This window comes from Streptomyces sp. NPDC127595 (assembly GCF_042671685.1).
Taxonomy (GTDB): Bacteria; Actinomycetota; Actinomycetes; order Streptomycetales; family Streptomycetaceae; genus Streptomyces.
The window spans coordinates 258,229-279,618 of the sequence record NZ_JBHXWK010000002.1 but is presented as its reverse complement, the minus strand read 5'-3'; the positions used below and the strand labels follow the sequence as shown (position 1 = coordinate 279,618).

Annotated in this window: 20 protein-coding genes; 5 read left to right on the top strand and 15 right to left on the bottom strand. The window is 68.2% G+C overall.

The genetic code is table 11. The annotated features are described in order from the left end of the window. Window positions 1-19: 19 nt before the first annotated feature. Window positions 20-1,639: an ABC transporter substrate-binding protein gene (locus tag ACFVKT_RS07730; RefSeq protein ID WP_385728680.1), complete on the bottom strand. Its 1,620-nt coding sequence runs from the start codon at window positions 1,637-1,639 to the stop codon at window positions 20-22. A 229-nt stretch (window positions 1,640-1,868) separates the two neighbouring features. Beyond that, window positions 1,869-1,949, bottom strand: a complete 81-nt coding sequence (locus tag ACFVKT_RS07725; RefSeq protein WP_385729901.1) for a putative leader peptide — start codon at window positions 1,947-1,949, stop codon at window positions 1,869-1,871. A gap of 97 nt (window positions 1,950-2,046) precedes the next feature. On the opposite strand from ACFVKT_RS07725, the gene ACFVKT_RS07720 reads away from it, so the two are divergent. Continuing rightward, the gene (locus ACFVKT_RS07720) at window positions 2,047-2,196 is read left to right on the top strand and encodes a hypothetical protein (RefSeq protein WP_385728678.1); all 150 of its coding nucleotides are present in this window, start codon (window positions 2,047-2,049) and stop codon (window positions 2,194-2,196) included. After that, the gene (locus tag ACFVKT_RS07715) at window positions 2,150-2,971 is read left to right on the top strand and encodes a winged helix-turn-helix domain-containing protein (protein WP_385728677.1); all 822 of its coding nucleotides are present in this window, start codon (window positions 2,150-2,152) and stop codon (window positions 2,969-2,971) included. Before ACFVKT_RS07720 ends, ACFVKT_RS07715 begins: the two co-directional genes overlap by 47 nt. A gap of 128 nt (window positions 2,972-3,099) precedes the next feature. Here the strand turns inward: ACFVKT_RS07715 and ACFVKT_RS07710 are convergent, their stop codons facing one another. The 13 genes from ACFVKT_RS07710 to ACFVKT_RS07650 all read right to left on the bottom strand — a co-directional run bounded on the left by ACFVKT_RS07710 (window position 3,100) and on the right by ACFVKT_RS07650 (window position 17,874). Further along, window positions 3,100-3,831 carry a GntR family transcriptional regulator gene (locus tag ACFVKT_RS07710; protein ID WP_385728675.1) on the bottom strand — a complete coding sequence of 244 codons (732 nt, stop codon included), beginning with the start codon at window positions 3,829-3,831 and terminating at the stop codon, window positions 3,100-3,102. A 45-nt stretch (window positions 3,832-3,876) separates the two neighbouring features. Beyond that, complete coding sequence (locus tag ACFVKT_RS07705; RefSeq protein WP_385728673.1) at window positions 3,877-5,430, bottom strand: sugar ABC transporter ATP-binding protein; 1,554 nt, start codon at window positions 5,428-5,430, stop codon at window positions 3,877-3,879. Further along, window positions 5,427-6,503, bottom strand: coding sequence for an ABC transporter permease (locus tag ACFVKT_RS07700; RefSeq protein WP_385728671.1), 1,077 nt, complete (start codon window positions 6,501-6,503; stop codon window positions 5,427-5,429). Before ACFVKT_RS07700 ends, ACFVKT_RS07705 begins: the two co-directional genes overlap by 4 nt. Continuing rightward, the gene (locus ACFVKT_RS07695) at window positions 6,500-7,573 is read right to left on the bottom strand and encodes an ABC transporter permease (RefSeq protein WP_385728669.1); all 1,074 of its coding nucleotides are present in this window, start codon (window positions 7,571-7,573) and stop codon (window positions 6,500-6,502) included. The genes ACFVKT_RS07700 and ACFVKT_RS07695 overlap by 4 nt, the downstream gene beginning before the upstream one ends. Then, window positions 7,570-8,658: a mandelate racemase/muconate lactonizing enzyme family protein gene (locus tag ACFVKT_RS07690; RefSeq protein WP_385728667.1), complete on the bottom strand. Its 1,089-nt coding sequence runs from the start codon at window positions 8,656-8,658 to the stop codon at window positions 7,570-7,572. Before ACFVKT_RS07690 ends, ACFVKT_RS07695 begins: the two co-directional genes overlap by 4 nt. Window positions 8,659-8,736: 78 nt before the next feature. After that, the gene (locus ACFVKT_RS07685) at window positions 8,737-9,837 is read right to left on the bottom strand and encodes a sugar ABC transporter substrate-binding protein (protein ID WP_385728665.1); all 1,101 of its coding nucleotides are present in this window, start codon (window positions 9,835-9,837) and stop codon (window positions 8,737-8,739) included. A gap of 257 nt (window positions 9,838-10,094) precedes the next feature. Beyond that, window positions 10,095-11,576 carry an MDR family MFS transporter gene (locus ACFVKT_RS07680; protein ID WP_385728663.1) on the bottom strand — a complete coding sequence of 494 codons (1,482 nt, stop codon included), beginning with the start codon at window positions 11,574-11,576 and terminating at the stop codon, window positions 10,095-10,097. Between the two features lie 220 nt (window positions 11,577-11,796). Beyond that, complete coding sequence (locus ACFVKT_RS07675) at window positions 11,797-12,636, bottom strand: ABC transporter permease (protein ID WP_385728661.1); 840 nt, start codon at window positions 12,634-12,636, stop codon at window positions 11,797-11,799. A gap of 16 nt (window positions 12,637-12,652) precedes the next feature. After that, entirely contained in the window at window positions 12,653-13,396 is a 744-nt protein-coding gene (locus ACFVKT_RS07670; protein WP_385728659.1) for an ABC transporter ATP-binding protein, read from the bottom strand. A gap of 123 nt (window positions 13,397-13,519) precedes the next feature. Next, the gene (locus ACFVKT_RS07665; RefSeq protein WP_385728657.1) at window positions 13,520-14,530 is read right to left on the bottom strand and encodes an ABC transporter substrate-binding protein; all 1,011 of its coding nucleotides are present in this window, start codon (window positions 14,528-14,530) and stop codon (window positions 13,520-13,522) included. Window positions 14,531-14,932: 402 nt separating this feature from the next. Next, window positions 14,933-15,364 carry a heme-binding protein gene (locus ACFVKT_RS07660; protein ID WP_385728655.1) on the bottom strand — a complete coding sequence of 144 codons (432 nt, stop codon included), beginning with the start codon at window positions 15,362-15,364 and terminating at the stop codon, window positions 14,933-14,935. Window positions 15,365-15,599: 235 nt separating this feature from the next. Next, window positions 15,600-16,451, bottom strand: coding sequence for a hypothetical protein (locus ACFVKT_RS07655; protein ID WP_385728653.1), 852 nt, complete (start codon window positions 16,449-16,451; stop codon window positions 15,600-15,602). Window positions 16,452-16,800: 349 nt separating this feature from the next. Next, the gene (locus tag ACFVKT_RS07650; protein ID WP_385728651.1) at window positions 16,801-17,874 is read right to left on the bottom strand and encodes a LacI family DNA-binding transcriptional regulator; all 1,074 of its coding nucleotides are present in this window, start codon (window positions 17,872-17,874) and stop codon (window positions 16,801-16,803) included. A gap of 207 nt (window positions 17,875-18,081) precedes the next feature. Between ACFVKT_RS07650 and ACFVKT_RS07645 the strand changes: the two genes are divergently transcribed. The 3 genes from ACFVKT_RS07645 (at window position 18,082) to ACFVKT_RS07635 (ending at window position 21,379) form a co-directional block, all read left to right on the top strand. Beyond that, window positions 18,082-19,008 (top strand): carbohydrate ABC transporter permease, encoded by a 927-nt coding sequence (locus ACFVKT_RS07645; RefSeq protein WP_385728649.1) that lies wholly within the window; start codon window positions 18,082-18,084, stop codon window positions 19,006-19,008. A gap of 3 nt (window positions 19,009-19,011) precedes the next feature. After that, window positions 19,012-19,959 carry a carbohydrate ABC transporter permease gene (locus ACFVKT_RS07640; protein ID WP_385728647.1) on the top strand — a complete coding sequence of 316 codons (948 nt, stop codon included), beginning with the start codon at window positions 19,012-19,014 and terminating at the stop codon, window positions 19,957-19,959. Window positions 19,960-20,041: 82 nt separating this feature from the next. Next, complete coding sequence (locus ACFVKT_RS07635; protein ID WP_385728645.1) at window positions 20,042-21,379, top strand: ABC transporter substrate-binding protein; 1,338 nt, start codon at window positions 20,042-20,044, stop codon at window positions 21,377-21,379. Window positions 21,380-21,390: the final 11 nt, after the last annotated feature.

The following is a 21,390-nucleotide window of genomic DNA, read 5'->3' as shown; positions in this document are numbered from 1 at the left end:
TCGTCGGCTGCCTCCCCGGTCAGACCTTGGACACGGAGGTGAGATCGACGTAACTGCTGGGGTGGGCCTCGATTCCTTTGAAGGCGCCGCTGTTGTAGGCGCGCGCCGTGCCGTTCCAGAACGCGATGACGATGGGGACGTCCTCGTGGAGGGCGTCGGCGATGATCTCCGCCTGCTTGCGTCGCTCGGCGTCGGTGGTGGCGGCGTCGTAGGCGTCGGCGGCGGCGTCCAGGGTCTCGTTGGCGTACTTGGAGCCGTTCCACACGCCGTCGCTCTTGACCATGGGGATGATGAACTGGCTCGGCACGGCCCGCCCGGCCCAGCCGACGAGGTTGGCGGTGGTGAACAGCCAGGGGGTGTCCTTGGCCTGGTCTCCGCCGTAGAACTCGCTGGAGGTCCGCTGGTCGAGTTCGACGGTGATGCCGACCTCCTTGAGCTGGCTCTGGACGGTGACCGCGTAGTCCTTGTTGGGCGGGTCGAAGGTGAGGGTGAAGCTCAGGCTGTCCAGGCCGGCCGCTTTGAGCAGTTCCGCGACCTTCGCCTGGTCCTGGGCCCGCTGTGCGATGTCGGTGGGCGCGGCCGGGAACAGCGGCGCCAGCAGATGGTCGTTGCCGAGGTCACCGAGACCGCTGCCGGCGGACTCGCGCAGCGCGGGCCGGTCGAGCCCGTAGGCGACGGCCTGCCGCACCTCCTTGCGGTCGAAGGGCGCCTTGTCCACGCGGAGGGTGAGGACGGTGACACCGGTGCTCTTGACCGTGTCGACGGCGATGGCGCCGCCCGCGTCGCGGAGCGGTTCGACGAGTGCGGGCCTGCTCAGGAACTGGGCGTCGATGTCCCCGCCCTGCAGGGCGACCAGGTCGGACTGGTCGTCGGCGTAGAACTTGACCTCGACGCCGTCGAGGTAGGGCTTGGGGTCGTTCCAGTACGTCGGGTTGCGCACCAGGGAGGCGCCGGTGGAGACGTCGTACGACTTGAGGGTGAAGGGGCCTGTTCCGATGCCGTTCTTGGCGAAGTCTCCGTCGTAGTCCTTCTTGAGGATGACCGCGTTGTAGTTCCCGGCCGAGACGAGGTACGGGAAGTCGGAGAACGCCCGTTCCAGGGTGAAGACGACCTTGGTGGCGCCGTCGGTGGCGACACCGCCCGCCTTGAGGACCGTGTCGAAGGCCGACAGGGCGGCCGACTTGCTCTTCGGGTCGAGGAGCCGGTCGAAGGACGCCTTCACGGTGGCGGCGTCCAGCTTCGTACCGTCGGAGAAGGTCACCCCGTCGCGCAGGGTGAAGGTCCACTTCTTGCCTGTCTCGTCCGAGGTCCACTTGGTGGCGAGGCTCGGTACGAGCTTGAAGTCCTTGTCCAGCCAGATCAGGTACTCCGCGACCAGTTGGTAGAGGGCGATCGCGCTGCCGTCGTACGCCGTGACCGGGTCGAGGGCGGTCGGGGGCGGCGGAGTGCCCACGCGGAGCGTGCCGCCGCGCCGGGCGGAACCGGAGGACGCCGCTCCCGCGGGCTCGTCCGAGGCGCCCGAGGCGCCCGGAGCGCAGGCCGCGAGCAGGGCGGACAGCGCACCGCCGCCGGCCAGTGCGAGGAAGCGCCGGCGCGACTGCGGGGGATGCGGCCAGGCGTCAACGTCGGGTGCAGACATGGAGTTCTCCAAGGGAAGACCGGCGGCGCGGCACAACCTGGGGGCGCTGTACGCGAGCGTGGATGAGATGGAGTGGGTGGCACGGCCGCTCATGGGCCCGTCGGCCACCCGGGGTTCCGTCGCCGAGAGGCGCATGATGGCGAGAGGCGCGGACGTCAGCGCGTGGTGGGGGCCGGTGCGGTGGACCGGCGGCTCGGACCAGTGCCGTACACGGCTCCGGTCGGACGTCTCAGACCCGCGGACACGCACACGTGCCGACGCGCAGCAGATCCACGTGGATCCTCCGGGTCAGCGGCGTGTCAGCGGTCATGGGTCATTGATAACAGCGGCGTTCCATGACGGACAATGCGGCACCTGTTTCAGAATCGAGAAACATTCCCGTCGAATTCCGCTCGTACACTCGTCGTATGACCGACTCCTGGATGCCGCCGCTCTTCGCCGCCGGCTGTCGCCGCTCCGGTTCCGACGCCCATCGGCCGTCCGAGCGCGACGACACAGGAGCGATCCGCGATGCAGTCCACGGCACACCTCACGACACCGCGGCCCCCGACCACTGATCCCACTCGCCCGTCGCCCGTATCTGCCGCGGCGCTCCGTCCGCCGCACGGTCACGCGTCGATCCAGGACCTGCTGGAGCGGGCCCGTGCCCGCCTCGACCGGCTCACTCCCGAGGACGCCGCCCGGGAACTGGCCGACGGTGCGCTGCTGGTCGACGTCCGCTCGGACCTGGTGCGGCGGGCGCAGGGCGAGATCCCCGGTTCGCTCGTCATCGACCGCAATGTGCTGGAGTGGCGACTCGATCCGTGCAGCGCCTGGCGCATCGAGGAGGCCACCGACCACGGCCTGCGTGTCGTCGTCATCTGCTCCGAGGGCTATATGTCCAGCATGGCCGCCTCCGGCCTGCACGAACTCGGACTGCTGCGGGCGACCGACATCGTCGGCGGCTACGAGGCCTGGCGCGCCGCGGGCCTTCCGGTGGTGCCCGGCGCCACCATGCCCGGTTCGTACGTCGCCGCCGCCCCCTCCCGGATCAGTCTCGACCCCGGTGGCCAGCGGATGCTGGTCGACGGCTCCCCGGTCTCCCTGACTCCTCTGGAATTCCGTCTCCTCGCGGCGCTGCTGCGCGGCAACGGGCGGGTCGTCTCGCGGGAGGACCTGCGCGCCGGCCTGGGCGAATGGGCCGGCAGCCGCAGCCGTTCCGTGGACCTGCACATCCACCGCATCCGCCGCAAGCTCGGCCCGCGCGGCGCGGCCCTGCTCACCACGGAGTGGGGCGTGGGCTTCCGGCTGCGCGCGACGCCGGCTCCGGCGCGGGGTGGCGGTCCGGCGTAGGCGCGTGGTGCCTGCTCCGGCGTAGGCGCGAGGCGGCGCTCGGGCGTAGGCGCGAGGCGGCGCTCGGGCGTAGGCGCGAGGCGGCGGTCCGGGGCACGGGCCGCTCTCGCGGCGGGGTGTGCGCCGGCTCAGCTGCCTTCGCGGAAGCAGATCAACTGGCGCTCCAGGCTGCTCTGCAGGTGTTCTCTCATGGACTGTGCGGCCCGGTCGGCGTTGCGTCTCAGTACGGCGCGCAGGATCCTGTCGTGTTCGGCGACCGTCGCCGGGCCCGCACCCGCGATGGCGCTGAGACGGAAGATGTGGAGATGCGCGTGGAGGCGCTCGACGGCGTCCGCGAGCAGTCCGCGCCCCGTCGCCGTGGCGAGCGCGTCGTGGAACTGCTGGTCGAGGGCGGCGAACCTGCCGTACACGGCATAGCTCCCGCCCTCCTCGGGCTCGTCCCGCATCTCCTCCATGAGCGCTTCTATCCGGTCCAGTTGGGCTTCGGTGGCCCGCTCGGCCGCCAGCGCCGCGGCGTGCGGTTCCAGCAGCAGCCGCATCTCGAAGAGCTCCTCGATGCCCTCGACGGTGAGGAGGTCGGTGGCTCGATATCCGGCCAGAGACCTCTTGGTGACCAGGCCGTCCGCCTCCAGCCGGGCGAGGGCCTCGCGCACCGGCGTGGGTGACACCTCCAGGGCGCGGGCGAGCGCCTCGATGCCCACCCGGGCCCCCGGCTTGATCTGATGGTCCATCACCATGGCCTTGATGGCTTCGTACACGCTGTCCGCGAGGACCTGCCGCTGAGGCAGGACCCGGGGCGGCGGGACGGCGTCGGTCGGAGCGCCGTCCGGCACGTGGGCGTGAGGCTCTTCCGACAGCATGTCCTGCCTCCCCTTGAACCTTTCGGACCAGGTAACTCATGTGAATCATATAGGGATTTGGGCGTCGCGGTCCGAGTCCCGCTGCGCGTTCCGCCGACCGTGGATGAGGCGGATGACCTGGCCGCTCATCCGCTCGTAGTCGTGTTCGTTGCTGATCTCGCCCCGGATCCGGTAGTCCGCCATGACGAGGATGCGGTCGGCCAGCGTCACCATCTCGCCGAGGTCACTGCTGATCAGCAGGATGGGCAGACCGTCCCGGGCGAGCTCCCAGATGAGCTCGTGGAAGGCGTGCTTGGTGCGGACGTCGACGCCGACGGTCGGTTCGTCGACGACGAGCAACCGGGTGTCCGCCGCAAGCCACTTGGCGAGGCTCACCTTCTGCTGGTTGCCGCCGGACAGTTCACCGGCGTTCTGCTCCAGTGAGGAGATGCGGATACCGAGGCGTTCCACGAGGTCCTCGGCGACGCTTCTTTCCCGCTTGTCGGAGACGTACCCCAGCGCCTGCGCCAGCTTCTTCCAGACGGTGACGGTGATGTTCCGCAGAATCGGCTGTTCGAGGAAGACGCCTTCCTCCTTGCGGTTCTCGGTGAGATAGCCGATTCCGTACTCGTGCAGTGCCTGCCGTGGGGAGGAGATCTTCGCCGGCTCGCCGTAGACCCGGACCTCTCCGGCCGTGACGCGTTCGAGGCCGAGGACGGCCCGGACCAGTTCGCTGCGGCCGGCGCCGACGAGGCCGTACAGCCCGACGATCTCCCCAGGTCGCACCTCCAGACCGATGTCGGCGTGGCCCGCGGCGGTGGCCACACCTGTGAGGGACAGCGCCGGCTCCGCGTTCTGGTCCACCGTCCGCGGGGAGAGGGCGGAGGCCTCGTGGGTGCGGCCCACCATCAGGCTCACGATCTCGTCGTGGGTGTGCTCGGCGAGGGGAGCCGACCGCAGTACGGAGTGCCCGTCGCGCAGCACGGTGACGGTGTCGCAGACCGCGAACACCTCTTCCAGTTTGTGGCTGACGAAGACGACGCAGGTGCCTCGGGCGGTCAGCCTCCGGATCACTTCGAAGAGCCGGTCCGCTTCCTGCGGCGAGAGGGACGCGGTCGGCTCGTCCAGCAGGAGTACCCGGCTGTCGGTGTGGAGAGCCTTGGCGATCTCGACCAACTGCTGCTGGGCGACGGAGAGTTCATGGACGGGTGTGTGCGGGTCCAGGTCGAGCCCGACGTCCCGGAGACAGCGCTCCACCGGGTCGGTCATGGCCGCGCGGTCGATGAGGCCGCGGCGTGCCGGGGGCTTCAGGAGCGTGATGTTCTCCGCCACGGAGAAGGCGGGAATCAGGTTGCGCTCCTGGTGCACGACGCCGATGCCGGCGCGGGTCGCGTCCAGCGGGGTCCGCAGGTGCACCTCGCTGCCGCTCAGCAGAAGGCGGCCGCCGTCCGGCGGGTGGACCCCGGTCAGCACCTTGATCAGGGTCGACTTGCCGGCGCCGTTCTCGCCCAGCAGGGCGTGCACGGATCCGGCGGTGAGGCGCAGGGCCACCTGGTCCAGGGCGCGCACTCCGGGGAAGACCTTGACGATGTCCTCGCACTCCAGCAATACGTCGTTCACTGGGCACCCCCGGTGCTCGGCAGGGTGGTGGGCGTGGCTCGGTTGTCAGGGGGCGGTTGCCGGTCCTGGTGCGGGCGTGCGGTGCCGAGGTGTGTCTGGTGGAGGCGGCCGCCGACGACCGTGGCGAGCACGACAACGCCGATGAGGAAGTTGACCCAGCTCGGATCGAGCGAGAACTCGGCGCGTGCGGAGTCGATGAGCCGCATGACGAACGCGGCCAGCACGGTCCCGAGAATCGCCACCGATCCGCCGGTCAGGGCCACACCGCCGATGATGGGGGCCGCGAAGCTGGGGAGGAGCCAGTCGCCACCGACGCTGCGGTTGACCCCGGGAAGTGACGCGGTCGCGATCAGCGCGGCCACACCGATCAGCAGTCCGGACAGGGTGTGCGCCAGGACGATCTGGCGGTCGGTGGAGATGCCGGAGAGCCGTGCGGCCAGCGGATTGCCGCCCGCCGCGAGGAGCCGCCGGCCCGCGATGCCCCGGTGCATGAACACGGCGAGGAGAGCGGCCACGACCAGCGACGTGACGAGGACGAGCGGGATGTTCGCGGGCGCGGCCGTGCCCAGGTCGCGCAGGGTCGCGGAGTAGCCGTCGACGGTCCGCGTCCCGGTCAGCCGGTACTGCGCCCCCAGCAGGATGGTCATGGTGCCGAGCGTGACGATGAAGCCGTTGATCTGGGTGATCACGATGAACACACCGGTGAGAGCGCCGATCGCGGTGGCGGTCAGCACACCGATCCCGACGGCGAGTCCGGCCGGCATACCGGCGTCGGCCATGAGAACGCCCATGGCGCAGGCGGTGAATCCGCCAAGGGCGCCGACCGCGAGGTTGAGCTGTCCGACGCACAGGCAGACCATCTGCGCGAGCCCGATGAGGATGGGGGTCGCCAGGTACTGCAGGAACGTCCGGACCGAGTTGCCCTCGAAGAACGAACCCGACGACGCGATGCCCAGGCCGATGTACCCGGCCACGACGACGCCGAGCAGGGTGAGTGAGGTGGAGCGGGAGAAGCGGCGCAGCGAGGAGAGGGCTTCGGCCTTCCAGGGGCGGGGAGTTGTGGGCGTCGTCATGTCGAGCGCACCACCTTTCGGTAGCTGACGATGTGGCGCACCCGGTCGGCGGACAGGGCAAGCAGCAGCACACAGCCGAGGTAGATGTTGAGGCTCTCCAGCCCCACGCCGAGCAGGTCGAGGCCCTTGCGGATGACGCCGACCAGCGAGGTGCCCAGCAGAGCCCCGATGACCGAGACGACGCCGCCGGTGAGCAGGGTGCCGCCGAGGACGGCGCCGAGGAACGACGGCAGCATGAAGTCGTCCCCGATGGAGGCACGGAAGGTCCCGGTGCTGACGGCGGCCATGAACCCGGCGAGCGCGGCCAGCAGACCCGACAGCATGTGTGCGGTGATGACGCGGCGGGCGGTCGGGATGCCCGACAGTTCCGCGGCGGCCGGATTGGCGCCCGTCAGGAGGAGTTCCCTGCCGGTACGGGTGTAGCGGTAGAGGAAGCCGAGTCCGAGCAGGGCCAGGACGGTGAACTGGGCCATTTGCGGAATCGCCGGTGAGCCGCAGACGGGACCGACGCAGATGTCGGCGAGCGAGTACTGGCGCAGCTCCGTCATCCCGGACGGTGTGCTGGTGAAGGCGGCGTTCTCGGTGAGCCCGGAGTACAGCAGGGACACCAGCCCGAGGAGCGCGAAGTCCATGGCGAGCGTCACGACGAAGGAGCTCACGCCGGTGCGGGCGATGATCCATCCGCTCAGGGCGCCGATCAGGGCTCCCGCGAGCAGGCAGACCAACAGGCCCACGGACAGCGGCAGTCCGAGGCGGTCGTAGCCGAACCCGGCGAACAGTGCGCCGAAGGAGGCCATGCGGCCCACAGCCAGGTTCATGTGTCCGACGGACAGGACGACCATCTGGGCCAGTGCCACCACGGTCAGCGTCGAGATGTCGCGCAGCAGCGGGAAGAGGACGAGCCTGGCGTCGAAGAACGCCGGGCGGAGCAGGCCGAAGAGGATGACGAGCGCGACGACCAGCCCGAGCAGGCCCAGTTGCTGGGGGGCCAGGATGCGCCGGCGAGGCGTCCGACGCTGTGGGGCCGGTGGCCGGTCGATGTCCGCCGGAGGCGGTGAGGCGGTGGTCATGCCACCCTCCGGTCGTCGATCGCGTCGTGGTCCCAGTCGATGCCGATGCCCGGCTCGTCCGGCGCCACCGCCCGCCCGTCGCGCACGGTCAGTTCGGTGCGCGTGACGGCCCTGAGCTGCGGGATGTACTCGACGTACAGGCCGTTGGGCACCGCTGCCGCGAGGCTCACGTGCAGTTCCATCAGGAAGTGCGGGCAGACCATGACGTTGTACGCCTCTGCCAGGTGGGCGACCTTCAGCCAGGGGGTGATGCCGCCGACGCGGGCCGCGTCGACCTGCACGACGGAGGCGGCTCCGGCCTCCAGATACTGCCGGAACTGCCCCAGCGAGTAGAGGGTCTCCCCCACGGCGATCGGTACGTTGGTCGCGCGGGCCAGCTTCGCATGACCGCTCACGTCGTCGGCCGGCATCGGTTCCTCGAACCAGAACGGCCCGTGGGGTTCGAGCGCCGAGGCCAGTCGCACGGCCGAGGACAGCGTCTGGGACTGGTTGGCGTCCGTCATGATGTGCAGCGTGGGCCCGACGGCCTCACGCACCGCGCGCAGCCGTTCCACGTCCTCCGCGGGGTGCGGCTTGCCCACCTTGATCTTGACGCCGGCCCAGCCGGCATCGCGGGCCGCCAAGGCCGACTTGACCAGGTCCTCGGTGCTCAGATGCAGCCAGCCGCCCTCGGTGTCGTACAGCGGTATCTCCTGGCGGTGGCCGCCCGCCAGCCGCCAGAGCGGCTCGCCGGCTCGCTTGCATCTCAGGTCCCACAGGGCGGTGTCGACGGCGGCGAGGGCCAGCGAGGTGATGGCTCCGACGGCGGTCGCCCGCGTCCGGGCGAACAGTTGCTGCCACAGGGCCTCGACGTTACGGGCGTCCTGACCGGGCAGAGCGGGGAGCAGGTGGTCGTTCAGCAGCGCCAGCACCGAGGAGCCGCCGGTGCCGATGGTGTAGCTGTAGCCGATGCCGGCCAGTCCGTCGTCGGTGGCGAGATCGACGAATATCGTCTCCTGCTTGATGAACGCCTGGACGGCGTCGGTGCGGTTCTGCTCCACGGCGATGTCGGCCAGCCTGGCCGTGGCGGAGGTGATGATGCTCATTGCGGTGTCCGGCTCTCCCTGGTCAACGGCCTTGGTCGGTGGCCGTGTTGGCGCGGTCAATGCGTAACGGCGTTCGGATCAGCCGCAGTTGAGGAGCTTGTCGGCGAACTCCGTCTTGAGGTCGGCGGTCCTGGCCTGCCGCGCCTTGTCGTAGTCGGCGACGTTCGCCTTGGTGACCACGAAGGATCCGGAGTCGACAACCGCGCCCGGGGTGCGCATCACGCACTGCTTGCTCTGCAGCAGCGCGAGCACCCAAGTGCCCACATCCGCCTGGCCCGTCGGGTTCTGTACGACGGTGGCGCTGACGGAGCCGTCCTTGATGGAGCTGATGATCTTGGCGTCGTCGTCGATGGCCACGACCTTCGCCTTGGATCCCGAACTCCGGACGGCCTCGGCGGCGGCGACCGCCGGGTTGTAGGCGGTGGTGACGATGCCCTGGATCTCGTTCCCCTTGGCGGCCAGCAGGTCGGACACCGCCTTCTGCGCGGTCTGCAGGTCCTTGTCGATGTCGGTGACCGTCTGGAGGAGGGTCACCTTCCCCTTGGTCTCCTGGACCGCCTTCTCCACTCCCTTGATCCGGAGTTGGGTGTTGGCGTCGACGTTGTTGCCGGTCAGGTGGACCAGGGCGCCTTTGCCGCCCATGGCCTCGATCGTGGCCTGCGTGGCCTTGTAGGCCGCGACCTCGACATCCGTGGACAGACAGAAATCAGCCTCGTTCACGTCACCGGCCGGGCACGAACCGAGTGAAGCCACCGCGAAGCCCTGCGACTTGAGGTCGGAGAACGTGCTGTTGATGTCGGTCGGCGAGACACCGAAGACCCCGAACGCGTTGTAGCCGCGCGCCGCGAGCGTGGACAGCAGGTCGTTCTGCTGTTGCTGGTCCCACTCGGCGGTCTCGTCGAACGTCACGCCCCCGAGGCCGTATTCGTCGCGCGCGGCCTCTCCCGCCGTCTTCCACGGCTGGAAGTACGGGTGGGCGCCGCCCGGCACGAGCGCGACCTTGACGGCGGAGCCGTCCGCCAGCTCCGCCGTCCCGTTCCCCGTGCCCTGTGTGGAGGCCACGCTCCCTCCGGCCGGTTCCCCGGAGTTCTTGAGAGTGCATCCCGCCAAGGCACCGGTGAGTACTGCCACAGCGGCAGCTCCGGACAAGACAGGCCTGATGCGGAGGTACGACGTCACTGTCACAACTCCCCTTGGATTCCATAGGATATTTGCGGGGAGATGCTGCGACAGACACCAGCTCACGTCAAGACATTCGACAAGAGTGGGCAACTGAAGTGGTTATGTGGTGCTTCTGGCACACGATGAGCTTCCGCCGCACAGTCAGGCCTCGCTGGCGCGCCACCAGCCTCAGGTTCGGAATTTCGGAATCCCATAGGAAAACCGAAGTCCCGCGTCGCGTAAACGGCCGAGGACCGGCAGGTCCCGGCCGTCCTTCACCCCAGCCTGGCCCGGCGTTTGCGTGGGCGGGCCTCCGGGATGGTGCTCGCCGCGTCGGCGTCGCGGACCACCCAGGCCGCTCGCAGGGCCAGCAGGTTGACGGCAGCGGCGACGAGGAATCCCACCCGGTAGGCGGTGACATCGCCGGCCGGCGCCCCGTCGACGGGCGTGTCCACGCCCACGAGAACGAGGGCGGTGGTCGCCACGGCGATACCGACGGCGCCCCCGAGCCGCCGGCCCGCGTTGAACAGCGTCGCCGCCCTGCCTGACTTGGCGGACGAGATGGTCGCGAAGGACGCCGCCTGGGTCGCCACGAACACCTGGCCGACCCCGAAGCCCACCAGGTAGAGGATGACCCACACCTGCCACAGGGGTCCCCCGACGCTCAACACGGCGAGCAGCGCCATGGACAGGCTCGACCCGACCACGCCGACGACAAGGTGCCGTCGCGGTCCAAGTCGCCGGTAGAGCAACCGGCTGGCGATCTGGGAACCGCTCATGACGCCCAGGACCTGCGGCAGGATGCTCAGACCTGAGGCCAGCGGGCTGAGCCCGCGCCCGTCCTGGAGATACAGCGACACCGTGTAGATCACACCGAGGAACGCGACCGATTCCAGCGCCATGACGACACTGCCCGAGCGGAACAGCCGGTCCTGGAACAGGCGGACGTCGATCAGCGGTGCGCGGGAACGCAACTCGACGACCACCAGGACTCCCAGCAGCGCCCCACCGGCCACCAGGCCGACGAGAACGGGCCGCACCGTCCACCCCAGGTCGGGCCCCTGCGAGAGTCCGTACATCGCCAGCGCCAGACCCGCCGCCGCGAGCAGGAACCCCAGGAGGTCGAACCGTCCCGGCTCCTGCTCGACGGTGTTGCGGAGGAACAGCGCGCCGAACACGATCGCCGCGCAGCCCACCGGAACGTTGACGAAGAACACCCAGCGCCACGACAGCTCCGTCACCAGCAGGCCGCCGAGCGAGGGACCGATCGTCGGAGCCACGGCGTTCGCCATGCTGAGGACGGCGAAGACGCGTACCCGCTCCCCCGGCGGGAAACTGCGCAGCATCATGGCCATGCCGACCGGGACGAGCATGCCGCCCCCTGCGCCCTGGAGCAGCCTGAAGGCGATGAGTTCACCGAGGCTCGTCGCGAGTCCGGACAGCGCCGACCCCAGCGTGAACACCGCCAGGGCCGTCAGCAGGATCCGCTTTCCGCCGAACCGGTCGCCGAGCCAGCCGGATGCCGGAATGAACACGGCAAGGCTGACGAGGTACGAGATGGAGACGGCGTTCACGGAGGTGGACGGGACCGAGAACGCGCGGCCGACGCTCGGCAGCGCGACATTGACGATCGTCGTGTCCATCACATTGAGGAAGACTGCGGCGACGTAGACGACGCTGACGGCCGTCGTCTGCTTGACGACGACGCCGCGGCCGCGCACGCCGTCGGCCCCGCGACCGGGCGGCCAGGAAGGCATACGAACCTCTCCAAGTGGGTCTGTGATCGGCGGGGCGGGTCGTGCCGGACCGCTTTCCCGCAGGCGGCGGACCGTCGGAGCGCTCCCGAAGGACCGCGGACCGTCGGAGCGTTCCCGCCCAGCCGCGGGCGGCCGGAGCGTTTCCCCAGGCCGGCAGACCGTCGGAGCCCAGCAAGGCGTCGTACGACCGGCTGGGCTCCGTCGGGCGTGCGTCACCCGGTCAGTCGCGCTGCCACTTCAGCGCCCGCCGCTCGAAGACGCCGATGAGCGAACTCCCGAACACCACCATCGCCACGATGATCACCAGCGCGGCGAACAGCCCGGCGGGGTCGAACTGCTGGGTCGAGGTCATGGAGTAGTAGCCCAGTCCCTTGTCCGCCGAGATGAACTCGCCGGCGATGACACCGATCATCGCGAACGACACACCGGCCTTCAGCCCGGCGAACAACGGCACGCTGACGGACGGCAGAACCACCTTGCGCACCACGAACATGCGCGACGCGCCCATGGACTGAGCCACCTCGACCAGCGGTTGCGGCACGTTGCGCATGCCCGAGTAGACGTTGAAGAAGACGAGGAAGAACACGATCATGCTGGCGATCGCGATCTTCGAGCCCATCCCGAGTCCGAACCAGAGGAGCATCATCGGTGCGAGGGCGACCTTGGGAATCCCGTTGATCGCGTTGAGGATCGGCTCCATGATCTCGCCGGCGGTCTTGAACGCGCCGAGCGCCCAGCCCACCACGGCACCTGCGGACGCCCCGAGCGCCCACCCGAGGACCAGCTCCTGGCCGGTCGCCATGATGTGGCCGTGCATCGTGCTGTCCCCGAGGACGTTGTAGAGCTTGGCTATGACGTCGACGGGGTTGCTGATGAGGAAGTAGTCGATCACGCGGCCGCTGAGGAGCTGCCAGACCCCCAGGAACAGCAGCACGATGCCGAGTTGCCCGAGCATGACCATGGTGCCGTGGCGTCCGCGTGGACGCCCTTTGGGGTTCTTCGGCCGGACCGCCCGGCCCCGTCGCATGGTGAGTGGTTCCTGTTCGCCGACGACAGCCATTGCGCTCTCCTTCTCCTCAGGACTTGGGATCGATGTCGATGTCGGTTTCGAGCAGGCTCCACAGCTCGCGCCGCAGTTCCTGGAAAGTCGCCAGATCCGTGATGTTGAAGACGTCCCTGGGCCGGTCGAGGGGAATGTCCACCGTCCGCCGGATCCGGCCGGGGCGCCCCGTCATGACCGCGACCCGGTCCGAGAGGGCGATCGCCTCGGTCAGGTCGTGGGTGATGAAGATGACCGAGGTCTGGCGCCGCTGCCACAGATCCAGAACGGTCTTCTGCATCGTCTGCTTGGTGATCGCGTCCAGCGCGCCGAAGGGTTCGTCCATGAGCAGTACTTCGGGCTCGTAGACCATGGTGCGTGCGATCGAGCAGCGTTTCTGCATTCCGCCGGAAAGCTGCCGCGGATAGTGGTTCTCGAAGCCTTCCAGGCCGACGATCTTGATCCATTCCCTGGCGCGCTCGACCCGCTCCTGCTTGGGAACCCGGCGGATCTCCAGCGGCATCATGATGTTCTCGATGACGGTGAACCAGGGGAATAGATTCGAGTCCTGGGTGATGTAGCCGATCTCCAGCTTGTCCAGTTCCCGGTCGCCCTTCAGGCACTGGATGGTCCCGTCGGTCGGCTGGAGCAGACCGGACGCGATGTTCAGCAGGGTGCTCTTTCCACACCCGCTGGGCCCGACGACCGTGAAGAACTCCTTTTCCCGGACCGTGACGGACACGTCCCGCAGAACGTCCATCATCTTTCCGCTCGGAGTCACGAACCGGTGTGTGAGATCCCCGAGGATCACCGCCGGCCGCTCAGTACTGAGATCCTGCATATCTTCCTCCGCCTCGTCCCTGCCCCGGCGTCGGCACAGACCGTGCCGGCGTTCCGCTCCGGTTCACTTCTGGTAGTCCGACGTGTAGGCCCCTTCGACCACGTCCGCGGACGGCTGGTCGAACATGCCGAGTCCGGCGAGGACTTCGACGCTCTTGGCGAACTGGTCCTCGCTCATGGCCGCGTCCTTGGCCCACTTGTAGGTCTCCATGCTGTCCGCGAGGACGCTCTCGTCGAACGAGTTCATGTCCTTGTGCAGGGTCTTCGCGGCCTCGTCGGGATGCTCGTCCAGGTAGTTGTTGGCCTTGCCGACGGCGTTGCAGATCTTCTCGCTGATATCGGGGTGCTCGGTGGCGTACTTCGTCGAGGAACCGATTCCGGACCAGGAGACTCCGTCCAGTTCGGAGAACAGATCGGAGCTCCCGGTGTCGTAGATGATGCGGCCCGGCGCGACCGAAAGAACCTGGTCGGGGATCGGCTGCGGCTGGAAGACCAGGCCTACTTGACCCTTCTGGAACGCGGCTGTCGACGCGGCGGTGCTGGCCTGCGAGAGCACGCCGATCGATTCCGCGGGAAGGCCTTCCTTCTTCAGCAGGCTTTCCAGCAGTTTCGCGCCGGGGTTGACGGTGCGGCCGCCGATCGCCGTGATGTTCTCGCCCTCCAGGGCCGCCAGTTTCTCCTTGAGCGTCATGGAATCGTTCATGTTGTTCCGGTCCCACGCCACATTGCTCACCGCGAGGATGTACGACGGGTCCACCTGCGTCACACAGACCTGCTGCAGATCCGTGTCCTGCGCCGCCGCCTGAATGACCGTGCTGGTGTTCACGGCGCCGTACTGCACTTTTCCTGTGGCGATCTGCAGACTCGCGTTCGCGATGATCTGCACCTTGACGTCGAGGCCTTCGTCCTCGAAATATCCGAGTTCGTCGGCAAGGAAGATCGGGGCGTTCGCCGGCGCCGCTATGGAGACCGACACGGTGATCTGGTCCTCCGCACCGGGATTGGAGCCACCGGCACAGCCGGCGGCCGCCGTCAGTGCGATCGCCGCTGTCATGGCGGCCCAGCGCCGTCTCACGGGTCCGGACAGTACTTTCGATGAAGCGCCGTTGCTTCGGTTGTTCATTTCAGGTCCCTATCTCGCGACTCTTCAGGTCCCGATCTCGCGGCTCTCGGACGCTCACCCGGCTTGGTCCGAAATCTCCGACGTGCGTCGCATTCACGTCCGGCGGCCGGAGCGACGAGTTTCCGGCGGCCGTCCCGCCACCGATGTCGTCAATTCCGCCTCGGCGAATGAATGGAGTCGAGTCGAGGAATTCGGCGCCCCGACCCGCGGCACTTCGCCTACAAGTGCCGGTCGTGGAAGCCCGTGATGTCTGGGGGCCGAGCAAGAGGCGGTTGGAACTTCTCTACGCTGCCTGCCGAAAGTGCTTGGCTGTACGGCGAGTTCGATGCCGTGGGCCAGCCGGAGACGGGGTGATCAGCCCGCGTCGGCGACCAGGCCGGCCTTCTCGACGCCGAAGACGGCGACGGCCTCGTCGTTGTCGGGCCGGTCGCCGCTGACGCCGACCGCGCCGAGCAGTTCGCCGTCCTCGTCCCGGATCAGCACACCGCCCTTGGACGAGGCGATCCGCCCTTCGGAGATCGCGGCCAGCGCCGCGAAGAACGCCGGGTCGCGGGTGGCGTGGCGGGCTCCGGCGGCGCCGCCCTGGCCGGTGCCGAGGGATCCCCAGGCCTTGGCGTGGGCGATCCCCGGGCGCAGAATGCCCGCCCCGTCCTCGCGTTTGACGACCTTGGGGTGACCGCCCGGGTCGAGCACGGTGACCGTCAGGGGACGCAGTCCCAGCTCACGTGCGTGGCTCAGGGCCGCGTCCACGATTTCCGAGGCCTGGGTCAGACTCAGTCCACTCATGTCTGTCGCTCCTGCTGTCTCGTCGGTGTCGGAGTAGTCGGATGGAGCAAGTGGGGGGGCTCGTGGGGAAGGCTCGTGGGGGAAGGTCGGTGCTCGCCGCGTCACGTTGTCGCGCACGCCGGGCGAGGTGAGGTGTGGTGAGCGGGCGGCTGCGGGGCCCGGAAGACCACGCGTGGTCGATGTCCCGGCAGGGCACACGGTCCGTGTCCCGGGAACGCCGCCTACGAGGCCGTGCTCAGCCGCCGGCCGCGTCCTTCGCGTTCTCGAAACGGATGCCGCCGTCGGTGACGACGGTGACGAACTTGTCGTCGTCGGGCTCGACCGGCTGCTGGATCGGCGGCAGCCCGACGGTGAACAGGACCAGCTCCTCGGTGGCCGTGAAGTGGGCCTTCTCCCCCGGGTCGGCCTCCACCGCGCCGAGCTTGCCGACCTCGGCGCCCTCCACCGTGCCGGCGCCGGAGAGCACCACGGTCAGCCGCTTGGCGTCCTCGCTCTGCGACACCCACTCGGCGCCGGCCTCGATCTTGACGAACTCGATCCAGAACTCACGCTCGGTGTACGTGCCGATCGGCTTGCGCTTGACGCCCGACCAGCCCGCCACCGGCAGCCAGTTGAGGTGATCGGGGTTGCTGATCACCACGCCGTTGTAACGCGGCTTGGGGAATTTCTGGTCCCGCAGCTCACGGCGCTCGGCCTGCGCCTCCTTGTTGTCCGGGCCACGGCCACGGCCTGCGCCCATGCCGAGCGCGGAGGCACCGGCGAACTGCAGCACGAGCTGGAGCTGCTTCGGATCGGTCAGCGGGTCGTCCTGCGGGCCGTACGTCTGGCCCTCGGGGAAGTAGCCGACCTCGCCCTCGCGCAGGATCCCCTGCTCGCCCAGGTTCATGTCGCCCACCAGCGGCAGCCGGATCTGCTCGAAGGTGTGGCAGTGCCGGGGCATACGGAAGTCGGCCTCCTGGCGGCCCAGGATGTAGCGGTAGTTCTCCATGGGCTTGCTCCGGTCGCCCATGAGCAGGTAGTTGAACGAGACCGTCCCCCTGGGGTGGTCCATCTTGAACGCGTTCTCGTCGAACGGAGCGATCTTCATCGCGGTCCTCCGTTGTCCAGTGCGCAGCCCTGTACGACCGACCGGCCGGCGGGCTGATGCAGAACGGGGCGTAAAGGATGTGCACGACCGGTCGGAGCGAGGTACTTCCGCAGTCCCGTTGCGGAACGTTCCCTCATCACGTCCGGTCGCCTTGAGACCAAGAAACCTTCTTAGTAGGTATGGTGTCAAGGTAGGTGACGTGTATTTCATGACTGGCCTTTTACCCGGAGGCGCCGGAGGCCGCCCGGCATCTACGAAGGGCGAGGTTCACGGTCCGGCCGACCAGGCAGTGATCACGTTCGGGGCAGAGGCAGCGGACCCACGAGAGCGCTGCCGCCCGGCGACCGCTCTACGGAGCCGGTGCGGTGCTCTCACGCACCACAAGTCGCGTAGGCACAAGGGTGGTTCCGTGGTCCGCCCCCTCGTGGCGCATCCGCCGGAGAACACCCTCGACACACAGGCGTCCCACTTCGGCGAAGTCCTGGTGGACGGTGGTGAGGGGAGGCAGGAAGGAGCCGGCCTCGGGGATGTCGTCGAAGCCGATGACGCTGACGTCCTCGGGGATTCTCCGGCCGCGCTCGTGCAGAGCCCGCAAAAGCCCCAGTGCCATCTGGTCGTTGGCGGCGAACACAGCCGTACAGGCCCTCTCCTCGGCGAGTCGCAGTCCCATGCGATAGCCGGACTCCGCCGACCAGTCGCCCCGCAGGACGGGCGGCAAGTCGCGGCCCGCTTCGGTGAGTTCGGCGCGCCAGGCGTCGGTGCGGCGTTGGGCGGCGAAGGACTCCTCGGGCCCCGCGAGATGCCAGACCGTGCGATGCCCCAGGTCCAGCAGATGCCGTACGGCGGCACGCGCGCCCATGGCCTGGTCGGTGTCGACCACGCTGTAGCGGTCACCGGCGTCCGAGTCGGCGACCACGACCTGCACGTGCGGGGGAAGGGAGATCGTCGCCGCGTCCAGAAGGTGCACCTCCATGATGGCGATGACGGCGTCGACGGCGAGCTCCCCCAGCCGGGAGAAGGCGCCGCGCACCTCGTCCTGAGTGGGCACGGCGACGGGCAGCAGCGTGACGGCGTAACCCTCCTGCGCCGCGGACGTGGCGATCGCCTCAAGGGTGCGCATGTTGCCCGTGGTGGAGAGGTTGAAGGTGATGACACCGATCGTGCGGAACTCACCACGCTTGAGAGCGCGGGCCGCGCTGTTGGGCCGGTAGCCCAACTCCTTCATGGCCGCGAGTACTTGCCGCCGGGTCTCCTCGTTGACACCCGCGTAGCCGTTGGACACCCGGGAGACGGTCTGCGAGGAGACACCGGCCAGTTGGGCGACATCGGCCATGGACACGCTCTGCCCACGGCGCCCGGCCCGTTGCTCGGCGCGCATGCGTACCCGATCCGTACTCGCCGAGGCGCCGTCCGCGGTGTCCACCTGTCTCCCTTGCTACCGCAGTCCGAGTTGCTCACTTGATACTCAAGTCGACTATTGACCACCGACATTGGGGCAGTGTAGACATGCCGCCATCAGATGTTTACGTAAACATAACAGCCCAGGGCCCTCTCCGGGACCGGATGTTTGCGTAAACATCGCGGCGGCGGCGTGCGACGCCGGTTCCGAGACGGACGAGCGAGGAACGACATGACGACGCTTCAGCCCCCTGCGGCGGCAACACGGCATCCGGACCGGCCTCCGGCGAAACGGGACCGCCGCTCCTGGACGGGGTGGGGGTTCATCGGCCCCTTCGTGGCCGTGTTCGCTCTCGTCTTCCTGGCTCCGATCGTGTACTCGGTCTACCTCAGCCTGTTCCGGGACCAACTGATCGGCGGCAACACCTTCGTCGGCCTGGACAACTACCAACAGGCCCTCAAGGACGACCAGTTCTGGGCCTCACTCGGCCGTGTCTCGCTCTTCCTGGCCGTGCAGGTGCCGGTCATGCTCGGCATCGGGCTGCTGGTCGCCCTCGCCCTGGACAGCGGACGCCTCTACGGCACGGACTTCTTCCGCATCACGATCTTCCTGCCGTACGCCGTGCCCGCCGTGGTCGCCACTCTGATGTGGGGCTTCATGTACGGCACGCGCTTCGGCCTGGTGGGCGACATCAACGACGCCTTCGGCGTCACGCTGCCCGACCCGCTCTCGACCGACCTGATCCTGGCCTCGATCGGCAACATCGTCACCTGGGAGTTCGTCGGCTACAACATGCTGATCTTCTACTCCGCGCTCCGGGTCATCCCCAACTCCCTTTATGAGGCAGCGGAGATCGACGGCGCCGGGCAGATCCGAATTATCACCGCGATCAAACTCCCCGCCATCCGCGGCGCCCTGGTCATCGCGACGATCTTCTCAATCATCGGCAGTTTCCAGCTCTTCAACGAGCCGAGCATCCTGCGGCCGCTGGCGCGCAACGCCATCACCACGGACTACACGCCGAACTTCTACACGTACTCGCTGTCCTTCAACGGCCAGCAGCACAACTACTCCGCGGCGGTCGCCATCATCATGGGCCTGATCACCATGGTCATCGCCTATGTCGTGCAGCTCCGCGGCATGCGCAAGGGAGCGTGAACGATGAGCAGCTCCGTCACCACCGCCCCCCAGCCCGCACCCGCCGAGCACATCGGCGGATCCAAGGGCACGCCCCGACTGCGCACGCGCCGCAAGCACGTTCCCGGTCGCCCCAAGCGCAGCGTCCTGCTGACCGTGCTCACCGGCCTCCTCCTGCTCTACACGGTGGTGCCCCTGGTGTGGCTGGTCGTCAGCGCCACCAAGACCCAGGAGGGACTCGCCGACTCCTCGGGACTGTGGTTCAGCAACGACTTCGCCCTCTGGGACAACATCAGCCAGACCTTCACGTACCACGACGGCATCTTCGTCCGCTGGCTGCTGAACACCCTGCTGTACGTCGTGCTCGGCGCCGGCGGTGCCACCTTCCTGGCAATCCTGGGCGGTTACGCGCTGGCGAAGTTCGACTTCCCCGGAAAACGCGCCGTCTTCGCCGTGGTCATCGGAGCCGTCGCCGTCCCGGGTACCGCACTTGCCGTACCGACCTTCCTGATGTTCAGCAAGATGGGGCTGACCGACACCCCGTGGGCGGTGATCATCCCCTCGCTCGTCTCGCCCTTCGGCCTGTATCTGATGTGGGTCTTCGCGAGCGAGGCCATCCCCGTCGAACTCCTCGAAGCCGCCCGTATCGACGGAGCGGGCGAGGTCCGCACCTTCTTCCAGGTCGCCATGCCGCTGCTCGCCCCCGGCACCGTGACCGTGCTGCTCTTCACCACGGTCGCCACCTGGAACAACTACTTCCTGCCGCTGATCATGCTCAAGGACCCGGACTGGTACCCCCTCACCTTGGGCCTGGACGCCTGGAACAACCAGGCCCAGACGATCGGCGGCGACGTCATCTTCAACCTGGTGATCACCGGTTCACTGCTCACCATCGTGCCGCTGATCGCCGCCTTCCTGTTCCTCCAGAAGTACTGGCAGTCCGGTCTCGCCGCCGGAAGCGTCAAGGAGTAGTCCGCCCCCTCCGGCCCACCCCCCTCGGCTTCACCTCTTCAGCCCTCGCCCGATCCACCCACAAAGAAGTGGAAGCACCTCCATGCGCAGAACAACCGGCCGCCTGCTGCGCGGCATCGCCCTGCTGTCCACCCTCGCCCTGGGCGCCACCGCGTGCGGCGGCTCCGACGACGACAGCTCCGGCCAGAAGGCGGTCTCCGCCTCGGACATCCAGGCGGCCCTGAAGAAGGGCGGCACGGTCACGGTCTGGGCATGGGAGCCCACGCTCAAGACGGTCGCCGCGGACTTCGAGAAGAAGCACCCCAACGTCAAGATCAACCTCGTCAGTGAGCGGTCCGGCGACAAGCACTACACCGCCCTCTCGAACGCCATCTCCGCAGGCAAGGGCGTCCCCGACGTCGCGCAGGTCGAGTACTTCGCGCTGGGGCAGTACTCCCTCACCAAGGGCCTGAGCGACCTGGCGCCGTTCGGCGCCGACAAGCTCGCCGCCAAGTACACCCCGGGTCCGTGGAACGCCGTGAGCGACGGTGACAAGGTGTACGGCCTGCCGATGGACTCCGGCCCGATGGCGATGTTCTACAACAAGAAGGTCTTCGACAAGTACAAGGTCGCGGTCCCCACCACCTGGGACGAGTACGTCGAGGCGGCCCGCAAGCTGCACGAGGCCGACCCCAAGGTCTACATAGCCAACGACGCCGGCGACGCGGGCTTCACCACCAGCATGCTGTGGCAGGCCGGTTCACGCCCCTACAAGGTCGACGGCACCAAAGTGACGATCAACTTCGACGACGCGGGCGCCACGAAGTACACCGACACCTGGCAGAAGCTCATCGACGAGAAGCTCGTCTCGCCGATCAACGGCTGGACCGACGACTGGTACAAGGGACTCGGCGACGGCACCATCGCCACCCTGACCACGGGCGCCTGGATGCCCGCCAACTTCGTCACCGGTGTGCCGGGCGCCTCCGGTGACTGGCGCGCGGCCCCGATGCCGCAGTGGACCGCGGGCGACAAGGCGAGCGCGGAGAACGGCGGCAGCTCCCTGACCCTGCCCACGCTCGGCAAGAACAAGGAACTCGCCTACGCCTTCGTCGAGTACGCCAACTCCGGCGCCGGCGTCCAGACCCGCATCGACGAGGGCGCCTTCCCCGCGACCAAGGCGGAGCTCGAGTCCTCCGCGTTCCAGAACAAGGAGTTCGCGTACTTCGGCGGCCAGAAGGCCAACGAGATCTTCGCCCAGTCCGCGGCCGAGGTCGCCGACGACTGGTCGTACCTGCCCTTCCAGCAGTACGCCAACTCGATCTTCAACGACACCGTCGGCAAGGCCTACATCTCCGACACCCCGCTCTCCGAGGGCCTGAAGTCCTGGCAGGACGCCTCCGTCAAGTACGGAAAGGAGCAGGGCTTCACCGTCGAGTAGTCGAGGCAAAC